Annotated in this window: 15 protein-coding genes and 3 pseudogenes; 10 read left to right on the top strand and 8 right to left on the bottom strand. The window is 52.1% G+C overall.

What is annotated here, in order from left to right:
- Positions 1–35: 35 nt before the first annotated feature.
- The 7 genes from phoR to QJT81_14875 all read right to left on the bottom strand — a co-directional run bounded on the left by phoR (position 36) and on the right by QJT81_14875 (position 7313).
- Positions 36–1331 (bottom strand): phosphate regulon sensor histidine kinase PhoR, encoded by a 1296-nt coding sequence (gene phoR, locus QJT81_14905; GenBank protein WGZ93099.1) that lies wholly within the window; start codon positions 1329–1331, stop codon positions 36–38.
- The gene (gene phoB, locus QJT81_14900; GenBank protein ID WGZ93098.1) at positions 1331–2035 is read right to left on the bottom strand and encodes a phosphate regulon transcriptional regulator PhoB; all 705 of its coding nucleotides are present in this window, start codon (positions 2033–2035) and stop codon (positions 1331–1333) included. Before phoB ends, phoR begins: the two co-directional genes overlap by 1 nt.
- The gene (gene phoU, locus QJT81_14895) at positions 2028–2735 is read right to left on the bottom strand and encodes a phosphate signaling complex protein PhoU (protein ID WGZ93097.1); all 708 of its coding nucleotides are present in this window, start codon (positions 2733–2735) and stop codon (positions 2028–2030) included. The genes phoB and phoU overlap by 8 nt, the downstream gene beginning before the upstream one ends.
- 23 nt (positions 2736–2758) lie before the next feature.
- Positions 2759–3646 (bottom strand): phosphate ABC transporter ATP-binding protein PstB, encoded by an 888-nt coding sequence (pstB, locus tag QJT81_14890; protein WGZ93096.1) that lies wholly within the window; start codon positions 3644–3646, stop codon positions 2759–2761.
- Between the two features lie 72 nt (positions 3647–3718).
- Positions 3719–4999 carry a phosphate ABC transporter permease PstA gene (pstA, locus tag QJT81_14885; protein WGZ93095.1) on the bottom strand — a complete coding sequence of 427 codons (1281 nt, stop codon included), beginning with the start codon at positions 4997–4999 and terminating at the stop codon, positions 3719–3721.
- 15 nt (positions 5000–5014) lie between these two features.
- Positions 5015–6406: a phosphate ABC transporter permease subunit PstC gene (pstC, locus tag QJT81_14880; GenBank protein WGZ93094.1), complete on the bottom strand. Its 1392-nt coding sequence runs from the start codon at positions 6404–6406 to the stop codon at positions 5015–5017.
- Between the two features lie 97 nt (positions 6407–6503).
- Positions 6504–7313 (bottom strand): GNAT family N-acyltransferase, encoded by an 810-nt coding sequence (locus QJT81_14875; protein WGZ93093.1) that lies wholly within the window; start codon positions 7311–7313, stop codon positions 6504–6506.
- A gap of 288 nt (positions 7314–7601) precedes the next feature.
- Between QJT81_14875 and QJT81_14870 the strand changes: the two are divergent.
- The 3 genes and pseudogenes from QJT81_14870 to QJT81_14860 all read left to right on the top strand — a co-directional run bounded on the left by QJT81_14870 (position 7602) and on the right by QJT81_14860 (position 11050).
- A pseudogene (locus QJT81_14870) lies at positions 7602–8649 on the top strand (IS630 family transposase).
- 118 nt (positions 8650–8767) lie between these two features.
- Positions 8768–9809: pseudogene (locus QJT81_14865) on the top strand (IS630 family transposase).
- A gap of 32 nt (positions 9810–9841) precedes the next feature.
- Entirely contained in the window at positions 9842–11050 is a 1209-nt protein-coding gene (locus QJT81_14860) for an RNA-guided endonuclease TnpB family protein (GenBank protein ID WGZ93092.1), read from the top strand.
- 157 nt (positions 11051–11207) lie between these two features.
- On the opposite strand, the pseudogene QJT81_14855 reads toward QJT81_14860, so the two are convergent.
- Positions 11208–12256 (bottom strand): annotated as a pseudogene (locus QJT81_14855) (IS630 family transposase).
- Positions 12257–12428: 172 nt separating this feature from the next.
- On the opposite strand from QJT81_14855, the gene QJT81_14850 reads away from it, so the two are divergent.
- The 7 genes from QJT81_14850 (at position 12429) to QJT81_14820 (ending at position 19520) form a co-directional block, all read left to right on the top strand.
- Positions 12429–15251: a monovalent cation/H+ antiporter subunit A gene (locus QJT81_14850; GenBank protein ID WGZ93091.1), complete on the top strand. Its 2823-nt coding sequence runs from the start codon at positions 12429–12431 to the stop codon at positions 15249–15251.
- Entirely contained in the window at positions 15251–15583 is a 333-nt protein-coding gene (locus tag QJT81_14845) for a Na+/H+ antiporter subunit C (protein WGZ93090.1), read from the top strand. Before QJT81_14850 ends, QJT81_14845 begins: the two co-directional genes overlap by 1 nt.
- Positions 15583–17118: a monovalent cation/H+ antiporter subunit D gene (locus QJT81_14840; protein WGZ93089.1), complete on the top strand. Its 1536-nt coding sequence runs from the start codon at positions 15583–15585 to the stop codon at positions 17116–17118. Before QJT81_14845 ends, QJT81_14840 begins: the two co-directional genes overlap by 1 nt.
- Positions 17119–17120: 2 nt before the next feature.
- Positions 17121–17615, top strand: a complete 495-nt coding sequence (locus tag QJT81_14835; protein WGZ93088.1) for a Na+/H+ antiporter subunit E — start codon at positions 17121–17123, stop codon at positions 17613–17615.
- Positions 17609–17878, top strand: coding sequence for a K+/H+ antiporter subunit F (locus tag QJT81_14830; GenBank protein ID WGZ93087.1), 270 nt, complete (start codon positions 17609–17611; stop codon positions 17876–17878). The genes QJT81_14835 and QJT81_14830 overlap by 7 nt, the downstream gene beginning before the upstream one ends.
- Before the next feature lie 4 nt (positions 17879–17882).
- The gene (locus QJT81_14825) at positions 17883–18194 is read left to right on the top strand and encodes a Na+/H+ antiporter subunit G (protein WGZ93086.1); all 312 of its coding nucleotides are present in this window, start codon (positions 17883–17885) and stop codon (positions 18192–18194) included.
- 165 nt (positions 18195–18359) lie between these two features.
- The gene (locus QJT81_14820; protein WGZ93085.1) at positions 18360–19520 is read left to right on the top strand and encodes a putative DNA binding domain-containing protein; all 1161 of its coding nucleotides are present in this window, start codon (positions 18360–18362) and stop codon (positions 19518–19520) included.
- The last annotated feature ends 9 nt before the right edge of the window (positions 19521–19529 follow it).

Below are 19529 nucleotides of genomic sequence, written 5' to 3'. Positions count from 1 at the left end.
AATGGTATCACTCTTGCTACCACTCTGCCAGTCGTTTAATCCAACACCCGCTTCGCCGGAAAACACGCCTTAAACTCGGTATTCCCCGGTTTGCTGGTAATCGTCAGCTTACCGTTATGCCATTGCATCACATGTTTCACAATCGCTAACCCCAAGCCCGTACCACCACTGGCACGCGAACGCCCTTCATCCACGCGGTAAAAGCGTTCGGTCAAATGCGGCAAGTGCTTTTCAGGAATGCCGGGGCCGTTGTCGATAATGCTCAAACACGCCTGCCCATCGTCAGTGCTTTCCCAATGAATACGGATGGTTGTACCAACGGGTGTATGTTTCACCGCATTCGCCAGCAAGTTGGTAATGACGCTGTTAATGTCTTTTTCCGAGCCGCACACGCATAAATCGGGTTCGATTTGGGTTTCCAAATGGTGCGTATCGCTGGCCAACGTATCGCGGATGGCTTGAATGCTGCTTTCCAGCATCGTCGGTACATCAATCCGGTTGCCCATCAGCGGGGTGGTTTCCTGACTTTCCAGCCGTGACAAGGCTAGCATATCGCTGATGATTTGCTGCATTCGGGCAGCTTGTTCGCGGGATTGCTGCAAGGGGCCGAGTAAATACTCCGGCAATTCCGGGTCTTGTTCAAACAGCTCAATGTAGCCGGTCAACACGGTTAATGGCGTGCGCAATTCGTGGGAAGCGTTGGCAATGAAGGCTTTACGGGTTTTTTGCAATTGCACGCCTTCGCTGATGTCGCGCACACTCAATACACGCGAGCCGCCTTGCAACGGCAATAACCGCGCCCGTAAGGTCAGGTTGCTATTGCGTGGCGAGGGAAACGTGACTTTGCGTTCGCTGTTTTCTTCCAGCAATTTGTGCAGGTCGGGGTTGCGTAATAGCGTGTCAATGCGTTTGCCCCGGTCGGTAGCATCTTTCACACCTAATAATTTGGCAGCGGATTTGTTCGCCCACTGAATGTGATTGTCGGTATCCAGCAATACGGCGGCATCCGGCAATGCTGACAGCACATTATCAAAACGGGTAAGCAATTCCTGTTGTTTGCGTTTACGGTCGGCACTTTTTTGCTGCGATTTTTGGAACAGGTAAGCAATTTGTTCCCACGCGCCATCGCTATCGGGCATTTCCTCAGGCTTTTGCCCATTGGTAAGCCAACGTTGCAGTTGATACAGTTTGTGCAACATCCAGCCGATATAGCCCAGCAATACCAGCAACATAATGACTAAAGGGTAAGGGGTAAACCACGCCACTAACGCACCACAGCCAATCACCAGGCCAAAGCGGTAACGCTCGACACTCCAATAATCCACGACCATTATTCACCTGTTGTTTCGGTAGCACTAAACAAATAGCCTGCGCCCCGAATGGTTTGAATCACCTGATCAGCAGCGTAGGTCTTCAATGTTTTGCGCAAGCGTAGCACATGCACATCAACGGTGCGTTCTTCGATATAGGTATTTTGACCCCACACAAAATCCAGCAATTGAGCGCGGGAATAGACTTTTTCGGGGTGCTGCATGAAAAATTCCAGCAGGCGGTATTCGGTCGTGCCGAGATGCACAGGTGCGCCGTCAATGCGCAATTGATGCGCATCTTGGTTAAGTTGCAAGCGTCCGGCGTTGATGATGCGCTGTTCGTCGAAACCATCAGTACGGCGCAACAGGGCTTTGATCCGTGCACTCAGGGCTTTCAGCGACACAGGTTTGATCAGGTAATCATCCGCACCCGCATCCAGCCCGTGAATCATGTCATCCTCTTCGCTTTTGGCAGTGAGCATGATAATTGGAATATCGCGGGTCAGCGGGTCGCTGCGAAACCGCCGGATGAGTTCGGGGCCGGAAAGATCCGGCAGCATCCAGTCCACCAACATTAAGTCGGGTAACTGGTCTGCTGCCACATCCCGCGCCGCCCGTGCATCAGCGGCTTCCATCACCTGATAGCCTTCGCGTTCCAATGAAAAACGAATCATGGAACGAATCGCCGCTTCATCCTCAATGCACAGAATGCGCTTTTTACTCACCCAACAGCGTCTCGCGGATGCTTTCTAAATTGGTGTGGCGCACATCCTTGCCTTTCACCAAATAAATCACGTATTCGCAAATGTTTTTGCAGTGATCGCCGACCCGTTCCAATGACCGCGCACACCAGGTGACATTCAGGCTGTCTTTGATATTGCGCGGGTCTTCCAGCATACGGGTGTAGAGCTGGCGGGTAATGGAATCAAATTCGTCATCCACTTGCTGGTCGTTTTTCACTACTTGCATAGCTTGGGCAACGTCCAAACGTGCCAGCGCGTCCAACGTGTCGCTCAACATGGCTTTGACGTGTTCGCCCAAGTGACGCAGGGAATTGTGCAAGTCACAGTAAGTCGGGGTTTCCGCCATTTCCACCGCGTAACGCCCGACTTTTTCGGCTTCGTCACCAATGCGTTCCAGATCGGTAATAACTTTGATAATGGTGATCAGCAAACGCAAATCGCTGGCTGCTGGCTGGCGACGCGCAATGATTTCCGCGCAATGTTCGTCGAGGGTGATTTCCATTGCGTTGATTTCATGGTCGGAATACGCAACCTTTTCGCCCAAGGCACTGTCGCGTTCCAATAACGCTTTGATGGCGTTAGTGACTTGGCTTTCAACCAAGCCGCCCATTGTCATCAGTTTGCTGCGGGCTTCTTCCAGCTCGTGGTTGTACTGCTGGGACGTGTGTTGTGTAGTGTTCATGTCATTCATACCCCGTTGCCGCCTTAGCCGAAGCGGCCTGTGATGTAGTTTTCAGTTAATTGGTGTTGTGGGTTGGTGAAGACTGTTTTGGTGTCGTTCAATTCAACCAGATAACCCATGTGGAAGTAAGCGGTACGTTGGGAAATCCGTGCGGCTTGTTGCATTGAGTGGGTCACGATGCAAATAGTAAAGCTTGCGCGTAATTCGTCAATCAATTCCTCGATAGTCGCGGTCGCAATCGGATCAAGTGCAGAAGTCGGTTCATCCATCAGGATGACTTCCGGGCTGACGGCGATGGTACGCGCAATGCACAAGCGTTGCTGCTGACCACCGGAAAGCCCTGTGCCGGGTGCTTGCAGACGGTCTTTGACTTCCTTGAATAAACCGGCTTTGGTCAGGCTGCTTTCGACGATCTCATCCAGTTCCGCGCGGTTGTTAGCCAGACCGTGCAGGCGCGGGCCATACGCCACGTTGTCGTAGATGGATTTGGGGAACGGGTTCGGTTTCTGGAATACCATGCCCACACGAGCGCGGAGCAACACAGGGTCTTGTTCCTTGTCGTGAATGTCTTCGCCGTCGAGCTTGATGTCGCCGGTGACGCGGCAGCCTGCGATGGTGTCATTCATGCGGTTTAAGCAGCGCAGAAACGTGGATTTACCGCAACCGGAAGGCCCGATCATGGCAATCACTTCGTTTTTGCCGATGTCCATATTGACATCGAAAATCGCTTGCTTTTCGCCTGCGTAGAACACGTTCACGCCACGGCAGAAAAATTTCGCGTCTTTGCCATCCAGATACGGCTTGCCAATCGTGCCGCTGATGGTGTGGGCAAATTCTTCACGTCCACCACTGGTGGCGGTATTGGCTTTGGGTAAGGCTGTCGTTGTCATATCAATTGTCGCTTCAGTCATCGGGTTCACCTTCACATTCTAAAGGGTAAGGGAATTCAGGTTAATAGTCATACACAATGTGATGATCAGGAATCACCAGCGACGCTCAAAGCGTTTACGCAGTATGACGGCGAGCAGATTCATCGTTACCAGGAAGGCCAGCAGCACCATAATCGCGGCTGAAGTACGTTCGGTAAAGGCGCGTTCCGGGCTGTCCGACCACAGGTAAATTTGCACGGGCAATACCGTGGAAGGTGAGGTCACGCTGCTCGGTATATCCATAATAAAAGCAATCATGCCGATCATGAGCAAAGGGGCGGTTTCACCCAAGGCTTGCGCCATACCAATGATGGTGCCGGTGAGGATACCGGGCATTGCCAGTGGCAACACGTTCTGGAACACGGTCTGGGTTTTGGATGCACCAATGCCTAACGCACCCTCACGAATGGAGGGTGGTACTGCCCGCAATGCTGCCCGCGCTGCAATAATAATCGTCGGCAAGGTCATGAGTGTCAGCACCAAACCACCCACCAACGGCGCGGAACGTGGCACACCAAACAACTGGATAAACACCGCCAGACCCAGCAAACCAAACACGATGGAAGGCACAGCGGCAAGGTTATTAATGTTGACCTCAATCAAATCCACCCAGAAATTGTTTTTCGGCGCAAACTCTTCCAGATACAACGCCGCCGCTACCCCAATCGGGAAGGACAGTGCCAGCGTGACCAGCAAGGTGTAGAACGAGCCGATCAAGGCACTCATAATCCCTGCCTCTTCCGGTTCACGCGAATCGCCACGGGTGAAGAAGATGGTGTTGAATTTGCTGTCGATACGCCCATCCGCTTCCAATTTATCCAGCCAAGTTAACTGGAAATCTTTGATGCGGCGATCATCTTCTGGCAGGGTACGGTCGATATTGCCCTTATAGTAAGTGTCAATGTCGTCATCGGCTAACACCCAAACCGATTGATTCGTGCCAATCAATGCAGGGTCATCCATAACACGGCGTTGCAGCTCATATTGCGCATCGCCACTGACTAAATCCTTCAGGGCTTTTTTCTCTTTACGCTCGGTGACACCGGGGATCAGCGTATTCAGGCTGTTTTGTATCACCGCATTGTAATTGGCGGTGCGTAATTGTTCTGGGGTGGAGTCGGCGCTAACACCCAAGGTTTGCGCATCCAATTGCACATCCAACTTAATGTAAGTGCTGGTGAACGCGGGGTAGCCTTTGCCAATAATATCCGCCAGCAAAATCACCAGGAACAAAATACTCAAGGCAATCGAAGCCAGGCCATAGAAGCGAAAGCGTTTTTCGCGTGCGTAGCGTTTTCCTAAGGTCGCTTTAACCCGTTCAGTCGTGGTACTCATGACAGTTGCTCCCGGTTAATCGTATTGTTCGCGGTATTTGCGCACGATATGCAACGCCACCACGTTCAGAATCAAAGTAACAATAAACAGACTCAAGCCCAGCGCGAATGCCGCCAAGGTTTTGGCGCTGTCAAATTCCTGGTCGCCTGTCAGCAAGGTGACGATTTGCACGGTAACGGTGGTGACGGCTTCCAAGGGGTTAATGGTTAGATTAGCTGCTAGACCTGCTGCCATGACCACAATCATGGTTTCACCGATAGCCCGTGAAGCGGCTAACAAGAATGCGCCCACAATCCCCGGCAATGCCGCAGGCAGGATAACTTGTTTAATGGTTTCCGATTTGGTAGCACCCATGCCGTAGGAGCCGTCACGCATGGCTTGTGGAACCGCATTGATAACGTCATCAGATAACGATGACATAAACGGAATAATCATAATGCCCATGACCACCCCAGCCGCCAGCGCACTTTCGGATGCCACGCTTAAGCCAAGGGACTCGCCCAGTTCACGAATAAACGGCGCAACCGTGAGTGCCGCGAAGAAGCCGTAAACCACGGTCGGGATACCCGCCAGAATTTCCATTGCGGGTTTGGCGTAAGCTCGCAATTTAGGCCCGGCATATTCAGATAAGTAAATGGCAGACATCAAACCTAATGGCACGGCAATCAGCAAGGCAATCGCGGAAATCAAGAGTGTACCCACAAACAGTGGAATCGCCCCGAATGAACCTGAACTGCCTGCCTGATCCGCTCGCAGTGCCGTTTGAGGACTCCAGTGTGTGCCGAACAGGAAGTCAGTCGCTGGCACTTGCTCAAAGAAGCGGTAGGATTCAATCAATACCGAGAACACAATTCCCACGGTGGTCAAAATCGCGATGGAGGCGCAGCCAATCATAATGAACTGCACCACCCGTTCCACCTGGTTACGGGCGCGGGTTTTGGGTTTCACATGGCGCAAGCCAATGAATACGCCTGCAATCGCGAGCGCTAGCACCAAGATGGTTTTGATGTTTTGGCTCATGGATTGCAGTTGCTGGTATTCTTCTGCCGCTGTTTTGAGTGTTGGGTCAGCCTTTGCCAGTTGTGCCGGATCCTTGGCTAAATTGAGGATGCGGTTGGTAGTAAGGCTCAGCTCATCCGCCGATTTGTTCTGGTATTCCGCTGGCAAGTGCGACATAACATTGGAGGTTAACAGCGGTGTTTCCAGCGTTGACCACAAGGTAAACACCAGCAGGGCAGGAATAACCGCCCATACCACTACCAGATACCCGTAATAGCTGGGCAAGGAGTGCAGGTCATTACCACCGCGTTTTACGGGGGTGGCGAGTGCAAGAGAGCGTTTGCGGCCGATGTAATAGCTGAATGCGGCTAACACCGTTAGCGTCAGCAAGATACCCAAGGTACTCATGAAAACTCCTGATGGGGACTGTTCGGTCAGGTTGAAAGATCGCGCCCCGAATTGTAGGCGTGCAATATGACAGTAATGTTACAGGTAGTTAATGGTTTTATGCAGCCTGCAATAAACCCACGTCACTGACAGGGCGACGTTGCAAACTGCCCTGTACAAAATGGCGGTGGTAACGGGTATTGAGGTTGTTCACGTCCAGCAGGATGAAAATATCAGCGACGTTGAAATCAGGGTCGAGGCACGGTTCGCCCGCTACCCACGCGCCCAGTTTCAGGTAGGCTTTCAGCAGTGGCGGCATATTTACTTTGGCTGCGGGTTGCGCGGGGAGTAAGTGCATCAAGGGTTTAACGCGCATTTCCACGGGGGCGAGGTTATTGGCACGCGCTTCCTGCATAATCGCCGAGGCTTGTGCGCCGCCATCGTTCATGCTGATGCTGGCGCAACCGAACATAAAATCCACGCGGTGCATTTCCATGAATTGCGCCAAACCTAACCACAACATGCCGATGCCTGCGCCATTGCGGAAGTCGGGGTGAATGCAGGTGCGCCCGATTTCAATCGCATTGCCTTTTAATTGCGGGAACAGACCGCGCAGGTCGAATTCGTTTTGGGAGTAAAAACTGCCTGCTTTCCGCGCATTTTCGGTGGTAAGAATGCGAGTGGAACCAACCACTTCATTATTATCCGTGCGACGCACCAGTAGGTGATGGCAGTAGTCGTCGTAATGGTCACGGTCGATGCCTTCCGCCGCACTTTCTAATTGTGCGCCTTGTTCTTTGGCGAAGATTTCGTAGCGTAGGCGTTGGGATGCGTACACATCGGCGGGGGTGGCAGCGAGTTCTACGCGCAATTGCGGCAGATGCGGGCGTAAGTTTTGATGTGTCTCGTGGTGAATAGCGGCGGTCATGGTTGCACTCCTTTCATAATATCGCGCCAGCTTATGAAAGGTGTGTGACACTGGGATGACGGTTATTTTGCAGGAAGGTTAAATGTCTTGGAAGAAGGCAGGGAGGGGTTTGAAACAGTTACCATAAAATCTATTTAAATCTATTCAAGCTTTATCATTTTGGTTAGGTTTATAAAAGCGTAGTGCCGTTTATCCGTAAAAGATATACCAGTCCGTGCCATAAAATAGTTTTTTTGATCAGGGAAATATGGTTAGATGACTGGTAACAAAAGCAGCCATGAGTAATGTATGACATTAAAAATCACTTTCACTGAGGATGAGATAGCGGAGCTGTTCTACTGGAAGGAGCGCCATCCTCATCCCAGAGTCCGTAAGAAAATGTCCGTGCTGTACCTGAAATCCCAACAGTTGACGCATAAGGAAATCAAACGATTGGAAAGGATTACAGAAGCCACGCTGCTTGCCTACCTAAACGCCTACCTACAACCTAACGGTTTAGAAGCTCTTAAAGAAATACGATTCAATAAACCACAGAGTGATTTGATGGCATATAAAGACAAGATTGAAGCCTATTTTCGTGAATATCCCCCCGCAACCAGCAAGGCGGCAGCCGCTAAGATTGAGGAGCTGACAGGCATCAAACGCAGTGAGGACAGGGTACGTGTCTTTATGAAGAAAATAGGGATGGACATCCGTAAAGTGGGGATGATACCCGCCAAAGCTGATGTGGAAGCACAAGAAAAGTTCCTGGAAAATGAACTAAAACCGCGCATTCAGGAGGCTAAGGAGGGCAAACGCGCCTTTTTTTGTCGATGCCGCCCACTTCGTGTTAGCACCGTTTCTGGGGTTTTTGTGGTCATTTTCCCGCGTATTCATCAAAGCCCCCTGTGGTCGACAACGCTACAACGTATTGGGCGCACTCAATGCGATAACGCTACAACTCATCACGATCACTAACGACTCCTATATCAACGCTAACAGCGTGTGTGAATTATTGGAAAAAATTGCAGCGTTAGCACTCAAAATACCGATCACTTTGGTCTTGGATAATGCCAAGTATCAACGCTGTGAAGCCGTGTTTGCCTGTGCGAAAAGGCTCAATATTGAACTATTATTTTTACCGACCTATTCACCCAACCTCAATCTGATTGAACGGTTGTGGAAGTTCGTCAAGAAAAAATGCTTGTACTCGAAATACTATGATAAGTTTCCCGCTTTCAAGGCGGCCATCACCAACTGTCTCGACAAGCTGGATACCGATCACAAGAAAGAACTGACCCAGTTGATGACAACAAATTTTCAAACCTTTAAAAATGTTCAGGTCTTGACGCTGTAAGGTATAGCAGCAAAAGCACGGATGACTAGACAACTATACTTTGCCCGTGAATAGCTGTTGAATAATGAGAAGCCCTCAAGCAAAGTACGGCTGTTATTGGCAACCGGTCGTCCTTTCCATGATCCAGATAGACTTCAGCGAATCCGATCAAACCGCCTTGAATGAGGGGCGTTACCGCCATGCCCACCCTCGCGTCCGCCAACGGATGGAAGTGTTGTGGCTAAAAAGCCAGGGAATGGCGCATGGGGACATTGAACGGCTGGCACAGGTGAGTTCAACGACGGTCACCCGTTATTTGAAACGTTACCAACAAGGTGGGATCGCTGCCTTGGAACAACTGGATTTCCGTCGCCCAACCCGCCGGTTGGAACCTTTCCGTGAGCCCCTGAAGAAACATTTTGAGAAGCATCCACCGACCCGGATCAGTCAGGCGATCGCTGATATACAGCGCTTAACCGGCCTTGAACTCAAGCGGGAAGCCGTGCGGCTATTCCTGCATGACTTGGGTTTGTCCGTCAGGAAGGTGGGGATGATACCGGCGAAAGCCGACCCTGCTGCCCAGGAGACTTTTAAAAAAAGAGCTGGAGCCGCGTCTTGAGGAGGCCAAGGCCGGAAAACGCGCCGTTTTCTTTGTCGACGCCGCCCATTTTGTCCTGGCCCCGTTTCTGGGGTTCCTGTGGTGTTTCACCCGGCTGTTCATCCGCGCCCCTGCCGGACGCCAGCGCTACAATGTCCTCGGTGCGTTGAATGCAGTCACCCATGAACTGGTCACCGTGACCAATGACAGTTACATCAACTCCCAAAGTGTTTGTCAGTTGCTTCGGCAAATCAAGGCATTGGCCCTGGATGTCCCGGTGACCTTGGTGATGGACAATGCCCGTTACCAGCGCTGTAGCCTGGTACAAACATTCGCCCAAACACTCGGGATCGAACTGTTGTTCCTACCCGCTTATTCCCCCAACCTGAACCTGATTGAGCGCCTCTGGAAGTTTGTGAAGAAGGAATGCCTGTATTCACGTTACCATGAAAACTTTACCGCGTTTGCGCAGGCCATTGATGCCTGTTTGGCACAAACCCACACTACGCATAAAAAAGCCTTGGACTCCTTGCTGACTCTCAACTTTCAGACCTTTGAGGAATCTGCAATTATGGGCGGTTGAAGTATATCACACCGCGCTGCATTCTGTTTGCCATGATCATCAGCCACAAAATCCGCCTTGACCCCAACCATAAGCAAGCGACGTACTTGGCGAAAGCCGCAGGCACAGCGCGGTTTGCCTACAATTGGGCATTAGCGGAATGGCAAACCCAATACACGGCATGGAAGGAAGACAACACCCAGCCAAAACCCAACCAAATGCGCTTGCGCCGCCAATTGAACGCCATCAAGCGCGAACAATTTCCCTGGATGCTGGAAGTCACCAAAAACGCCCCGCAAATGGCGATTATCCAACTCGGTGCAGCTTTCAAGAACTTCTTTGCGGGGCGAGCCAAGTACCCGCAATTCAAAAAGAAAGGCAAAAGCCGCGACAGTTTCACCCTCACTAACGACCAGTTTGCCATCGACGCTTGCCGCATCCGCATTCCCAACCTTGGGTTAGTGCGGATGCGGGAAACGTTACGCTTTTCCGGTAAAATTCTCTCTGCCACGGTTTCCCGCACCGCTGACCAGTGGTTCGCCAGCATCACCGTGGACACCATCTCAAACCACCTCCTGCCTGCCGAAAACCAAGGCGCAGTGGGGGTAGATTTGGGTGTATCCGCACTGGCAACGCTGTCAACGGGGGAAAAAGTGGTCGGGGCGAAGCCGCATAAAGCCTTGCTTTCCCGCCTAAAACGGCTCTCGCGCAGCCTGTCCCGCAAGGTCAAAAGCAGTGCCAACCGCCACAAGGCAAAACAAAAACTGGCAAAACTTCACGCACGTATCGCCAATATCCGCCAAGACAGTTTGCACCAGCTCACCACGGATTTGACCCGCCGTTTTCACACCATCGGCATTGAAGATTTGAACGTGTCGGGTATGGTGAAAAATCGCCATTTATCCCGTGCCATCAGTGATATGGGGTTTTTCGAGTTTCGCCGTCAACTGGAATACAAGGCGGGAATGCGGGGTGCGGTGGTCGTGGTGGCTGATCGGTTTTTTGCCTCCAGCAAAACCTGTTCTGCTGCTGGCTGTGGGCATAAAGTGGACAAGCTGCCACTGTCGGTACGTGAATGGACTTGCCCCGTTTGCGGTGCAGTCCATGACCGTGACGTAAATGCCGCCAAGAATTTAGAAGAATACGCCGTGAGTTACACGGTGTCTGCCTGTGGAGGGGAAGGCTCTGGTCTTGGGCGCAAGCCGAAGACGAAACCAGCCCCCGTGAAGCAGGAATTCAACACCATGACTACTTTTAGTTAGCTATAGGTAGATTTGGGTAGGTTTGAAATAACGGTTTGAGAGTTTGCCCGATCAGCCATTATTGTTGTGGTTGACGAGCAAGAAGCTGAGTAAGTTGTTTTAAAAAATGGCGCGTTTAAGCGGGAAAACAGACATATGGTATTAACCCTGCTATACCTTACAGCGTCAAGACCTGAACATTTTTAAAGGTTTGAAAATTTGTTGTCATCAACTGGGTCAGTTCTTTCTTGTGATCGGTATCCAGCTTGTCGAGACAGTTGGTGATGGCCGCCTTGAAAGCGGGAAACTTATCATAGTATTTCGAGTACAAGCATTTTTTCTTGACGAACTTCCACAACCGTTCAATCAGATTGAGGTTGGGTGAATAGGTCGGTAAAAATAATAGTTCAATATTGAGCCTTTTCGCACAGGCAAACACGGCTTCACAGCGTTGATACTTGGCATTATCCAAGACCAAAGTGATCGGTATTTTGAGTGCTAACGCTGCAATTTTTTCCAATAATTCACACACGCTGTTAGCGTTGATATAGGAGTCGTTAGTGATCGTGATGAGTTGTAGCGTTATCGCATTGAGTGCGCCCAATACGTTGTAGCGTTGTCGACCACAGGGGGCTTTGATGAATACGCGGGAAAATGACCACAAAAACCCCAGAAACGGTGCTAACACGAAGTGGGCGGCATCGACAAAAAAAGGGCGCGTTTGCCCTCCTTAGCCTCCTGAATGCGCGGTTTTAGTTCATTTTCCAGGAACTTTTCTTGTGCTTCCACATCAGCTTTGGCGGGTATCATCCCCACTTTATGGATGTCCATCCCTATTTTCTTCATAAAGACACGTACCCTGTCCTCACTGCGTTTGATGCCTGTCAGCTCCTCAATCTTAGCGGCTGCCGCCTTGCTGGTTGCGGGGGGATATTCACGAAAATAGGCTTCAATCTTGTCTTTATATGCCATCAAATCACTCTGTGGTTTATTGAATCGTATTTCTTTAAGAGCTTCTAAACCGTTAGGTTGTAGGTAGGCGTTTAGGTAGGCAAGCAGCGTGGCTTCTGTAATCCTTTCCAATCGTTTGATTTCCTTATGCGTCAACTGTTGGGATTTCAGGTACAGCACGGACATTTTCTTACGGACTCTGGGATGAGGATGGCGCTCCTTCCAGTAGAACAGCTCCGCTATCTCATCCTCAGTGAAAGTGATTTTTAATGTCATACATTACTCATGGCTGCTTTTGTTACCAGTCATCTAACCATATTTCCTTGATCAAAAAAACTATTTTATGGCACGGACTGGTATAGCGTGACGAAATCAGCACTTCATGCTTTTGTTAGGGTAGAATCGGGACACCGCCGGAAATGACCCGGCTTTGTTGCAATGGTGCTGAATGGATGTTTCAACGATTAATCTGCCGTTAGCGGTGTTGCTGCCTTTTGTGGGGGCGGTGGCGGTGGCGTGGGCTGCGCATTTTCATCGGGTGGCGGCGGCATGGCTGGCGGGAGTCACGACATTACTGGCGTTGGGGGTGTTGTACCCTGCATTGATTGCCGTGTTTGACGGTGAGACGGTGGTTCAATCTTGGGCGTGGATGCCTGCTATCGGGCTGGATTTCGCCTTCCGCTTAGATGGTCTGGGTGCATTGTTTGCCCTGATGATTCTCGTCATTGGCCTGTTGGTTATCCTCTATGCGCGTTATTACCTGTCTGCCAAAGATTCAATGGGGCGATTTTTTGCCTACATGCTTACCTTTATGGGGTCGATGCTGGGCGTGGTGTTGTCGGAAAACCTGCTGCAATTAATGGTGTTCTGGGAAATGACTTCACTGAGTTCTTTCCTGCTGATCAGTTACTGGCAACACCGTAAAGATGCGCGGCAAGGGGCGCGGATGGCATTGGCAATCACGGGTGGCGGCGGGCTGGCTTTGCTGGCAGGGATTTTGCTGCTGGGGAAGATGGCGGGCAGTTACAACCTGTCGGATGTGTTGCTGGCGGGTGAGCAAATCCGTGCCCATGCGCTGTATTTGCCGACTTTGGTGTTGATTGCGATTGGGGTGTTTACCAAATCGGCGCAATTTCCGTTCCATTTCTGGCTGCCGAATGCGATGGCAGCACCGACCCCTGTTTCCGCGTATTTGCACTCCGCCACGATGGTGAAAGCGGGGATTTTCCTGTTGGCGCGATTTTTTCCGGTGTTGGCGGGTACGCCGGAATGGTCCTGGCTGATTGGCACGGTGGGGATGATTACCTTGCTGCTGGGCGCATTCGTGGCGTTGTTCCAGCACGATTTAAAAGGCTTGCTGGCGTATTCGACCATTAGCCATCTGGGGCTGATCACCTTGCTGTTTGGGTTGGGAACGGAACTGGCGGCGGTGGCGGCCTTGTTCCACATTATCAATCACGCCACCTTCAAGGCTTCGTTATTCATGGTGGCGGGAATTATTGACCATGAAACCGGCACGCGCGACATGCGCCGCATCAACGGTTTGCTGAAATACATGCCGCACACGGCGGTGTTGGCAATGATTGCGGCAGCGGCAATGGCGGGTGTGCCGTTGCTGAATGGTTTTTTGAGTAAGGAAATGTTCTTCGATCAGGCGGTGGTGGCTTCCGGGGAATCGTTGTGGGGGCAGACGATTCCGGTGATGGCAACGCTTGCTGGGGTGTTTTCGGTGGCGTATTCGCTGCGCTTTATCCATGACGTGTTTTTCAACGGTGAGCCGGTGAATTTACCGAAAACGCCGCACGAACCGCCGCCGTTTATGCGGATTCCGGTCGATGTGCTGGTGGTGTTGTGCATCGCAGTGGGGATGTTGCCGATGTTTACGGTCGCGCCGTTGCTGGCGGTGGCTGTGCAGGGAACATTGCAGGGCGTTCCGCCTGAATACAGTCTGGCGATTTGGCACGGGTTTAATGAGCCGTTGCTGATGAGTTTTATTGCGCTGGTGGGCGGAATTACGGTGTATGCGGTGCGCAAGCCTTTGTTTGCCTGGTATGAATCACGGGTGCGTGGTCAGCAATTGCGGCATTTGTATGACTGGAAAATCGACAAGCTGTTGCAGGTGGCGCGTGGCGTGACCCGTGGGTTTGACCGGGGGGCGTTGCAGGATAAATTGTTCTGGGTATTAGGTTTTACCTTGTTGATGGGCGCGGCGGGTTTCTTGTTGAGTGCTGCGCCCTTGTTGGGTGAGCGGGCATTGTTGCCGTTGGATGCGGTGAGTTTGGCAGTGGGGGCAACCTTGATTCTGGCCAGCTTATTGAGTGTGGTATTGCACCGCGAACGCTTGATTGCACTGGTAATCTTGGGCGCGGTTGGTTTGGTGGTGTCGCTGGCTTTCGTGAAATTTTCCGCACCGGATTTGGCCTTGACGCAATTGTCGGTGGAAATCGTTACGATTGTGCTGCTGATGCTGGCCTTGTATTTCTTGCCGCAATATACCCCGCGTGTCAGTGCGGTGTGGCGTAAGTGGCGTGACGGTATTTTGGCGGGATTGTTGGGGTTGGGATCAGCGGCGTTGGCGTTGGCGGTGATGACCCGTGAGACAGCGACGTTGGCGGATTATTTTGTGACGCAAAGCGTGCCGGGCGGTGGTGGTGCGAATGTGGTGAATGTGATTCTGGTGGATTTCCGGGGTTTTGACACCATGGGTGAAATCGCGGTGCTGGCACTGGCGGGCTTAGGGATTTTTGCTTTGTTGCAGCAAATTAAATTGTATGCGCCTGCGGAAGATAGCAGTGGACGCGCTTGGGCGTTGGAGGCGAATCCGTTTATTTTGCAAACGTTTAGTCGGGTGTTGTTCCCGCTGATGTTGATGGTGGCGGTGTTTGTGTTCCTGCGTGGGCATAACTTGCCGGGTGGCGGATTTATTGCGGGGTTGATTGCGGCCCTAGCGATTGTGTTGCAGAACTTGGCGAATGGGATTGGCTGGACGGCGCAACGGATTCGCACTGACATGCATTCGTGGCTGGCGGCGGGTTTGCTGGTGGCAGCAGGCACGGGGATGGTGGCGATGGCGTTGGGGTATCCGTTCCTCACGTCGGCTTATACGCATGTGCATTGGCCTGTCGTGGGTGATTTTGAGCTGGCAAGTGCGATGTTCTTTGATACTGGGGTATTTTTGGTAGTGGTTGGGGCAACGGTGATGATTCTGGTGGAACTGGGCAAGCTTAACCGAGTGGATGCGCCCGCACCTGTGCTGCAAGGAGAGGTGTAATGGAAGGTTTGATTGCCTTGAGTATCGGGGTGCTGGTGGCTTGCGGGGTGTATCTGGTGTTGCGTGCCAGTACCTTTCCGGTGGTGATGGGGCTGACGTTATTGTCGTATGCGACCAATCTGTTTTTGTTTGCGATGGGGCGGCTGGCCATTGGTGTGCCTGCGATTGTGCGCCCGGATGCAGCGGGATATGCCGACCCGTTGCCGCAGGCATTGGTGTTGACGGCGATTGTGATTGCCTTCGGGATGACCGCGTTTGCCATCGTACTGGCGTTGAAAGCGCGGGGCGAAACGGGCAGTGATCATGTGGATGGGAAAGGGGGTGAGGTGTGATGATGCACTTGCCGATTCTTCCGATCCTATTGCCGTTGTTGGCGGGAATCCTCTTGCTGTTACTGCGTCCGCTGGGTTTGCAGGTGCAACGCATGGTGGGTTTTGCCGCCGCGTTTGCCTTGCTGATGTTGGTGGTGTGGTTGTTTGATGGCGCACTGGCTGGGCAGCGGCAGGTGTATGCGTTGGGCAACTGGCCTGCGCCATTCGGCATTACCTTGGTGTTTGACCAGCTTGCGGTCTTGATGCTGCTGGTAACGGCAGTGCTGGCGGTCGGGGCGTTGTGGTATGCGATTGTCACCGAGATTGATGCGCAAGGCAGCCATTTCCATGTGTTGTTCCAGATGCAATTGTTTGGCTTGAATGGGGCGTTCCTGACCGGGGATGCGTTTAACCTGTTTGTGTTCTTTGAGGTGTTGTTGCTGGCTTCTTACAGTTTGCTGCTGCATGGCGGTGGTAAGGAACGCACCGTGGCGGGGCTGCATTATGTGGTGGTGAATCTGGTCGGTTCGACGGTATTCCTGTTTGCGTTGGGGGCGTTGTATGGCGCGTTGGGGACGCTGAATATCGCGGATATGGCGGCGAAAGTGGCGGCATTACCGGCAGAGCGTGAAGGGTTGGTGATGGCGGCGGGTTTGTTGCTATTGCTGGTGTTCGGGCTGAAGGCGGCGATGTTTCCGCTGTATTTGTGGTTGCCTGCGGCGTATGCAAGGACTTCTGCGCCGGTGGCGGCCTTGTTTGCGATTATGACCAAGGTTGGGGTGTACGCGATTATCCGGGTGCATGGCACGGTGTTTGGGGCGGATGCCGGAAATCTGGCGTATTTCTACGCGCCTTGGTTGCTGGGGCTGGGGCTGATTACCTTGGTGCTGGCGGCGTTGGGCGTGCTGGCGGCGTTTCGCTTGCGCTTTCAGGTGGCGTATCTGGTGCTGGCTTCGGTGGCGATGTTGCTGATTGCGGTGGGGCTGCATTCTGAAACGGGGTTGGCGGCGGCGTTGTACTATTTGGTGCATTCTACCTTGCTGGCGGGCGGTTTATTCCTGTTGGCGGATGTGATTGTGCGCGGGCGTGGGACGTATGCCGACCGTTTTGACCCCGGTATGCGCTTGCCACACCATCGTTTATTGGGTGGTTTGTTTATGTTTGCGGCGGTGGCGGCTTTGGGTTTGCCGCCGTTGTCGGGATTTTTTGGCAAGTTGTGGATTTTGCAGGTGGCGTTGGAGCATCCCTGGCGTTGGGCTGTGTTGGCAATAGTTTTGCTGAGCAGTGCCTTGTTGTTGATTGCCTTGGCGCGTAGCGGTTCGGTGTTGTTTTACAAAGTGAAAGATCATGCTGATGCGGCAGATCCGGTATTGCCTACAGAGATTCCGGCATTTGGGATGAGTCTGGTGGCGGTGGTGTGGCTACTGGTGGCAGTGCCGTTGCTGGTGGTGTTGGCGCAGCCGGTTTCTGACGTGATGCAGCAAATTGTTGCGCAAACTTTGGATACGGCGGGGTATCGGGCGGCAGTGTTTGACTCTGCGGTGGGAGGTAAATGAGCATGTTGAAACGATTCTTGCCGCATCCGCTATTGAGCGTGTTTTTGTTGCTGATCTGGTTGTTGCTGAACAATACCCTGGCAATGGGGCATGTGGTGTTGGGGGCGGGTCTGGCGTTGCTGATTCCGTTTTTGACGGTGGGATTTTGGCCGGAACGGGTGTGTGTACGCCGCCCGTGGGTATTGCTGAAGTTTGTGGCGGTGGTGTTGTGGGATATTGTGGTCGCGAATCTGAATGTGGCGGTGTTGATTCTGGGTTCGACGCACAAGCTCCAGCCTGCGTTTATGCGGCTGGATTTGGATATTCGTTCGCCTTTGGGTGTGAGTTTGCTGGCGAATACGATTTCGCTGACACCGGGGACGGTTTCGTGTGAGGTGTCGGCTGATAGACAGCACCTGATGATTCACGCGCTGCATGTGACGGATGTGGAAGCCAGCATTCGAGAAATGAAGCAGCGTTACGAGCAACCATTGATAGAGGTGTTACGCGAATGTTGAGTATGGTGTTGCCTTGGGCATTCGGTATGGTGTCGTTGGCGTTGTTATTGAGTTTGTACCGCTTGTTGGTGGGGCCAGATGTGCCGGATCGGATTTTGGCACTGGATACGCTGTACCTGAACACGATTGCGTTACTGGTGTTGTTCGGCTTGCTGCAAGGCAGTGCGTTGTATTTCGAGGCGGCCTTGCTGATTGCGGTCATGGGCTTTGTGGGTACGATTGCGCTGAGCAAGTATTTGCTGCGCGGCGATATTATGGAGTAGGGCGATGTTGGATGCAGTGTTAGCGATTTTGGTGTTGGTGGGGGCGTTTTTTACGCTGGTGGGGTCGTGGGGACTGGCGAAAATGCCGGACTTTTTCATGCGCCTGCACGGGCCGACTAAGGCGACGACCATTGGCGTGGGAGCGGTGTTGGTGGCTTCGGCCTTGTACTTTTCGTTCAATACCGATGGGGTGAGCTTGCATGAAGTGCTGGTGACGCTGTTTTTGTTCATGACAGCACCGGTGAGTGCGCACATGATGGCGAAGGCGGCGTTGCATTTGCGGGTGAAGCAGGTGGAGCGTACACGCCAACCTTAGTGGAATCGCGTTGAATAGGGGGTGGCTAATTCGTATGATGAAAGCCTTTAAGGAGGAAATGATAATGATGCAATCCATTAGTACCGAACAACCGTTCACTGAGTACCCCGTGCGTCAGGTCGAATTTGCCGGTATTCCTACTTACCGCGATAGGGTTGCGGCGGTATGACGCTTGAGGAACTCAACACCCAGATTGCCCTCGGTGAAGACAGTCGCCGTCAGTTTAAGCAAGACATCAATAATACCGATGCGTTAGCGGCTGAAATGGCAGCGTTTGCCAATACTGACGGGGGCGTGATTTTCTTGGGTGTTGCGGATGACGGCACATTGCCGGGTTTGACCTTGGCGGACGTGGCGCGTTTAAACCAGATGATTAGCAATGCGGCTTCCCAGCATATCCGTAGCCCGCTGGCGGTACAGACTGAAAATATTGCGCTGGGTGACGGACGTTTATTGATAGCCCTGACGACTCCCAAAGGTTTGGATAAACCTTATTTTGATCGTAATGGGGTGATTTGGCTAAAAAGTGGGGCGGATAAACGCCGGGTCAATTCCAAGGAAGAATTACGCCGTCTGTTCCAGAGCGTGGATTTGTTACACGCTGATGAAGTGCCGTGCAGAGTGGGTATTGAGGCGATTGATAGTCGCAGTTTGGCGGATTTCTTGCAGGCAACTTACGGCTTGGATATTCCCGAAAAAGGTGCTGATTTATTACGTTTGTTGCAAAATATGAACCTTGCGACAGGTGAGGGTTTCTTAAACCTCGCGGGGGTATTGTTGTTTGGCAAACACCCTGAATGGGTGAAGCCTGCTTTCATCGTCAAAGCGGTGGCATTTCCCGGCAATGTGATTGAATCCAGCAGCTACGTGGATAGCGAAGACATTGGTGGCAGGCTACGCGACGTGTTTGATGATACCTTGCGTTTTATTATGCGTAACCTGCATAAGCGGCAAGGGCAGCAAAGTTTCAATTCGGTGGGTGAGCCTGAAGTACCGCGTTTGGTATTTGAAGAGTTGCTAGTTAATGCATTGATTCATAGGGATTATTTTATCAGTGCGCCGATTCGGGTACTGGTTTACGCTAACCGCATTGAAATTATCAGCCCCGGTCACTTGCCCAATAATCTTACTGTTGAAAAAGTTAAAGCGGGTAACTCGAATTTGCGCAATCCTATCTTGGCATCGTTCATTGCCAAGAAACTATTGCCTTACCGTGGCTTAGGTTCAGGGATTCTGCGAGCGTTGGAAGCGTGGCCTCAGATTGATTTCAAGGATGATCGTGAGGGTTGTTTGTTTACCGTCACGGTGTGGCGGCCTGCGGATTAATCACATTAC

The sequence above is a fragment of the Candidatus Thiothrix putei genome, from assembly GCA_029972225.1.
GTDB lineage: Bacteria > Pseudomonadota > Gammaproteobacteria > Thiotrichales > Thiotrichaceae > Thiothrix > Thiothrix putei.
Note: the sequence above shows the minus strand (reverse complement) of the source record. Positions and strands in the feature narration are given on the sequence as shown.

Excerpts from the sequence above, each read along its gene's own strand:
- phoR (WGZ93099.1), bottom strand. The coding sequence starts at position 1,331 with ATGGTCGTGGATTATTGGAGTGTCGAGCGTTACCGCTTTGGCCTGGTG.
- phoU (WGZ93097.1), bottom strand. The coding sequence starts at position 2,735 with ATGAACACTACACAACACACGTCCCAGCAGTACAACCACGAGCTGGAA.
- pstB (WGZ93096.1), bottom strand. The coding sequence starts at position 3,646 with ATGACTGAAGCGACAATTGATATGACAACGACAGCCTTACCCAAAGCC.
- pstA (WGZ93095.1), bottom strand. The coding sequence starts at position 4,999 with ATGAGTACCACGACTGAACGGGTTAAAGCGACCTTAGGAAAACGCTAC.
- pstC (WGZ93094.1), bottom strand. The coding sequence starts at position 6,406 with ATGAGTACCTTGGGTATCTTGCTGACGCTAACGGTGTTAGCCGCATTC.
- QJT81_14875 (WGZ93093.1), bottom strand. The coding sequence starts at position 7,313 with ATGACCGCCGCTATTCACCACGAGACACATCAAAACTTACGCCCGCAT.
- QJT81_14860 (WGZ93092.1), top strand. The coding sequence starts at position 9,842 with ATGATCATCAGCCACAAAATCCGCCTTGACCCCAACCATAAGCAAGCG.
- QJT81_14850 (WGZ93091.1), top strand. The coding sequence starts at position 12,429 with ATGGATGTTTCAACGATTAATCTGCCGTTAGCGGTGTTGCTGCCTTTT.
- QJT81_14845 (WGZ93090.1), top strand. The coding sequence starts at position 15,251 with ATGGAAGGTTTGATTGCCTTGAGTATCGGGGTGCTGGTGGCTTGCGGG.
- QJT81_14840 (WGZ93089.1), top strand. The coding sequence starts at position 15,583 with ATGATGCACTTGCCGATTCTTCCGATCCTATTGCCGTTGTTGGCGGGA.
- QJT81_14835 (WGZ93088.1), top strand. The coding sequence starts at position 17,121 with ATGTTGAAACGATTCTTGCCGCATCCGCTATTGAGCGTGTTTTTGTTG.
- QJT81_14830 (WGZ93087.1), top strand. The coding sequence starts at position 17,609 with ATGTTGAGTATGGTGTTGCCTTGGGCATTCGGTATGGTGTCGTTGGCG.
- QJT81_14825 (WGZ93086.1), top strand. The coding sequence starts at position 17,883 with ATGTTGGATGCAGTGTTAGCGATTTTGGTGTTGGTGGGGGCGTTTTTT.
- QJT81_14820 (WGZ93085.1), top strand. The coding sequence starts at position 18,360 with ATGACGCTTGAGGAACTCAACACCCAGATTGCCCTCGGTGAAGACAGT.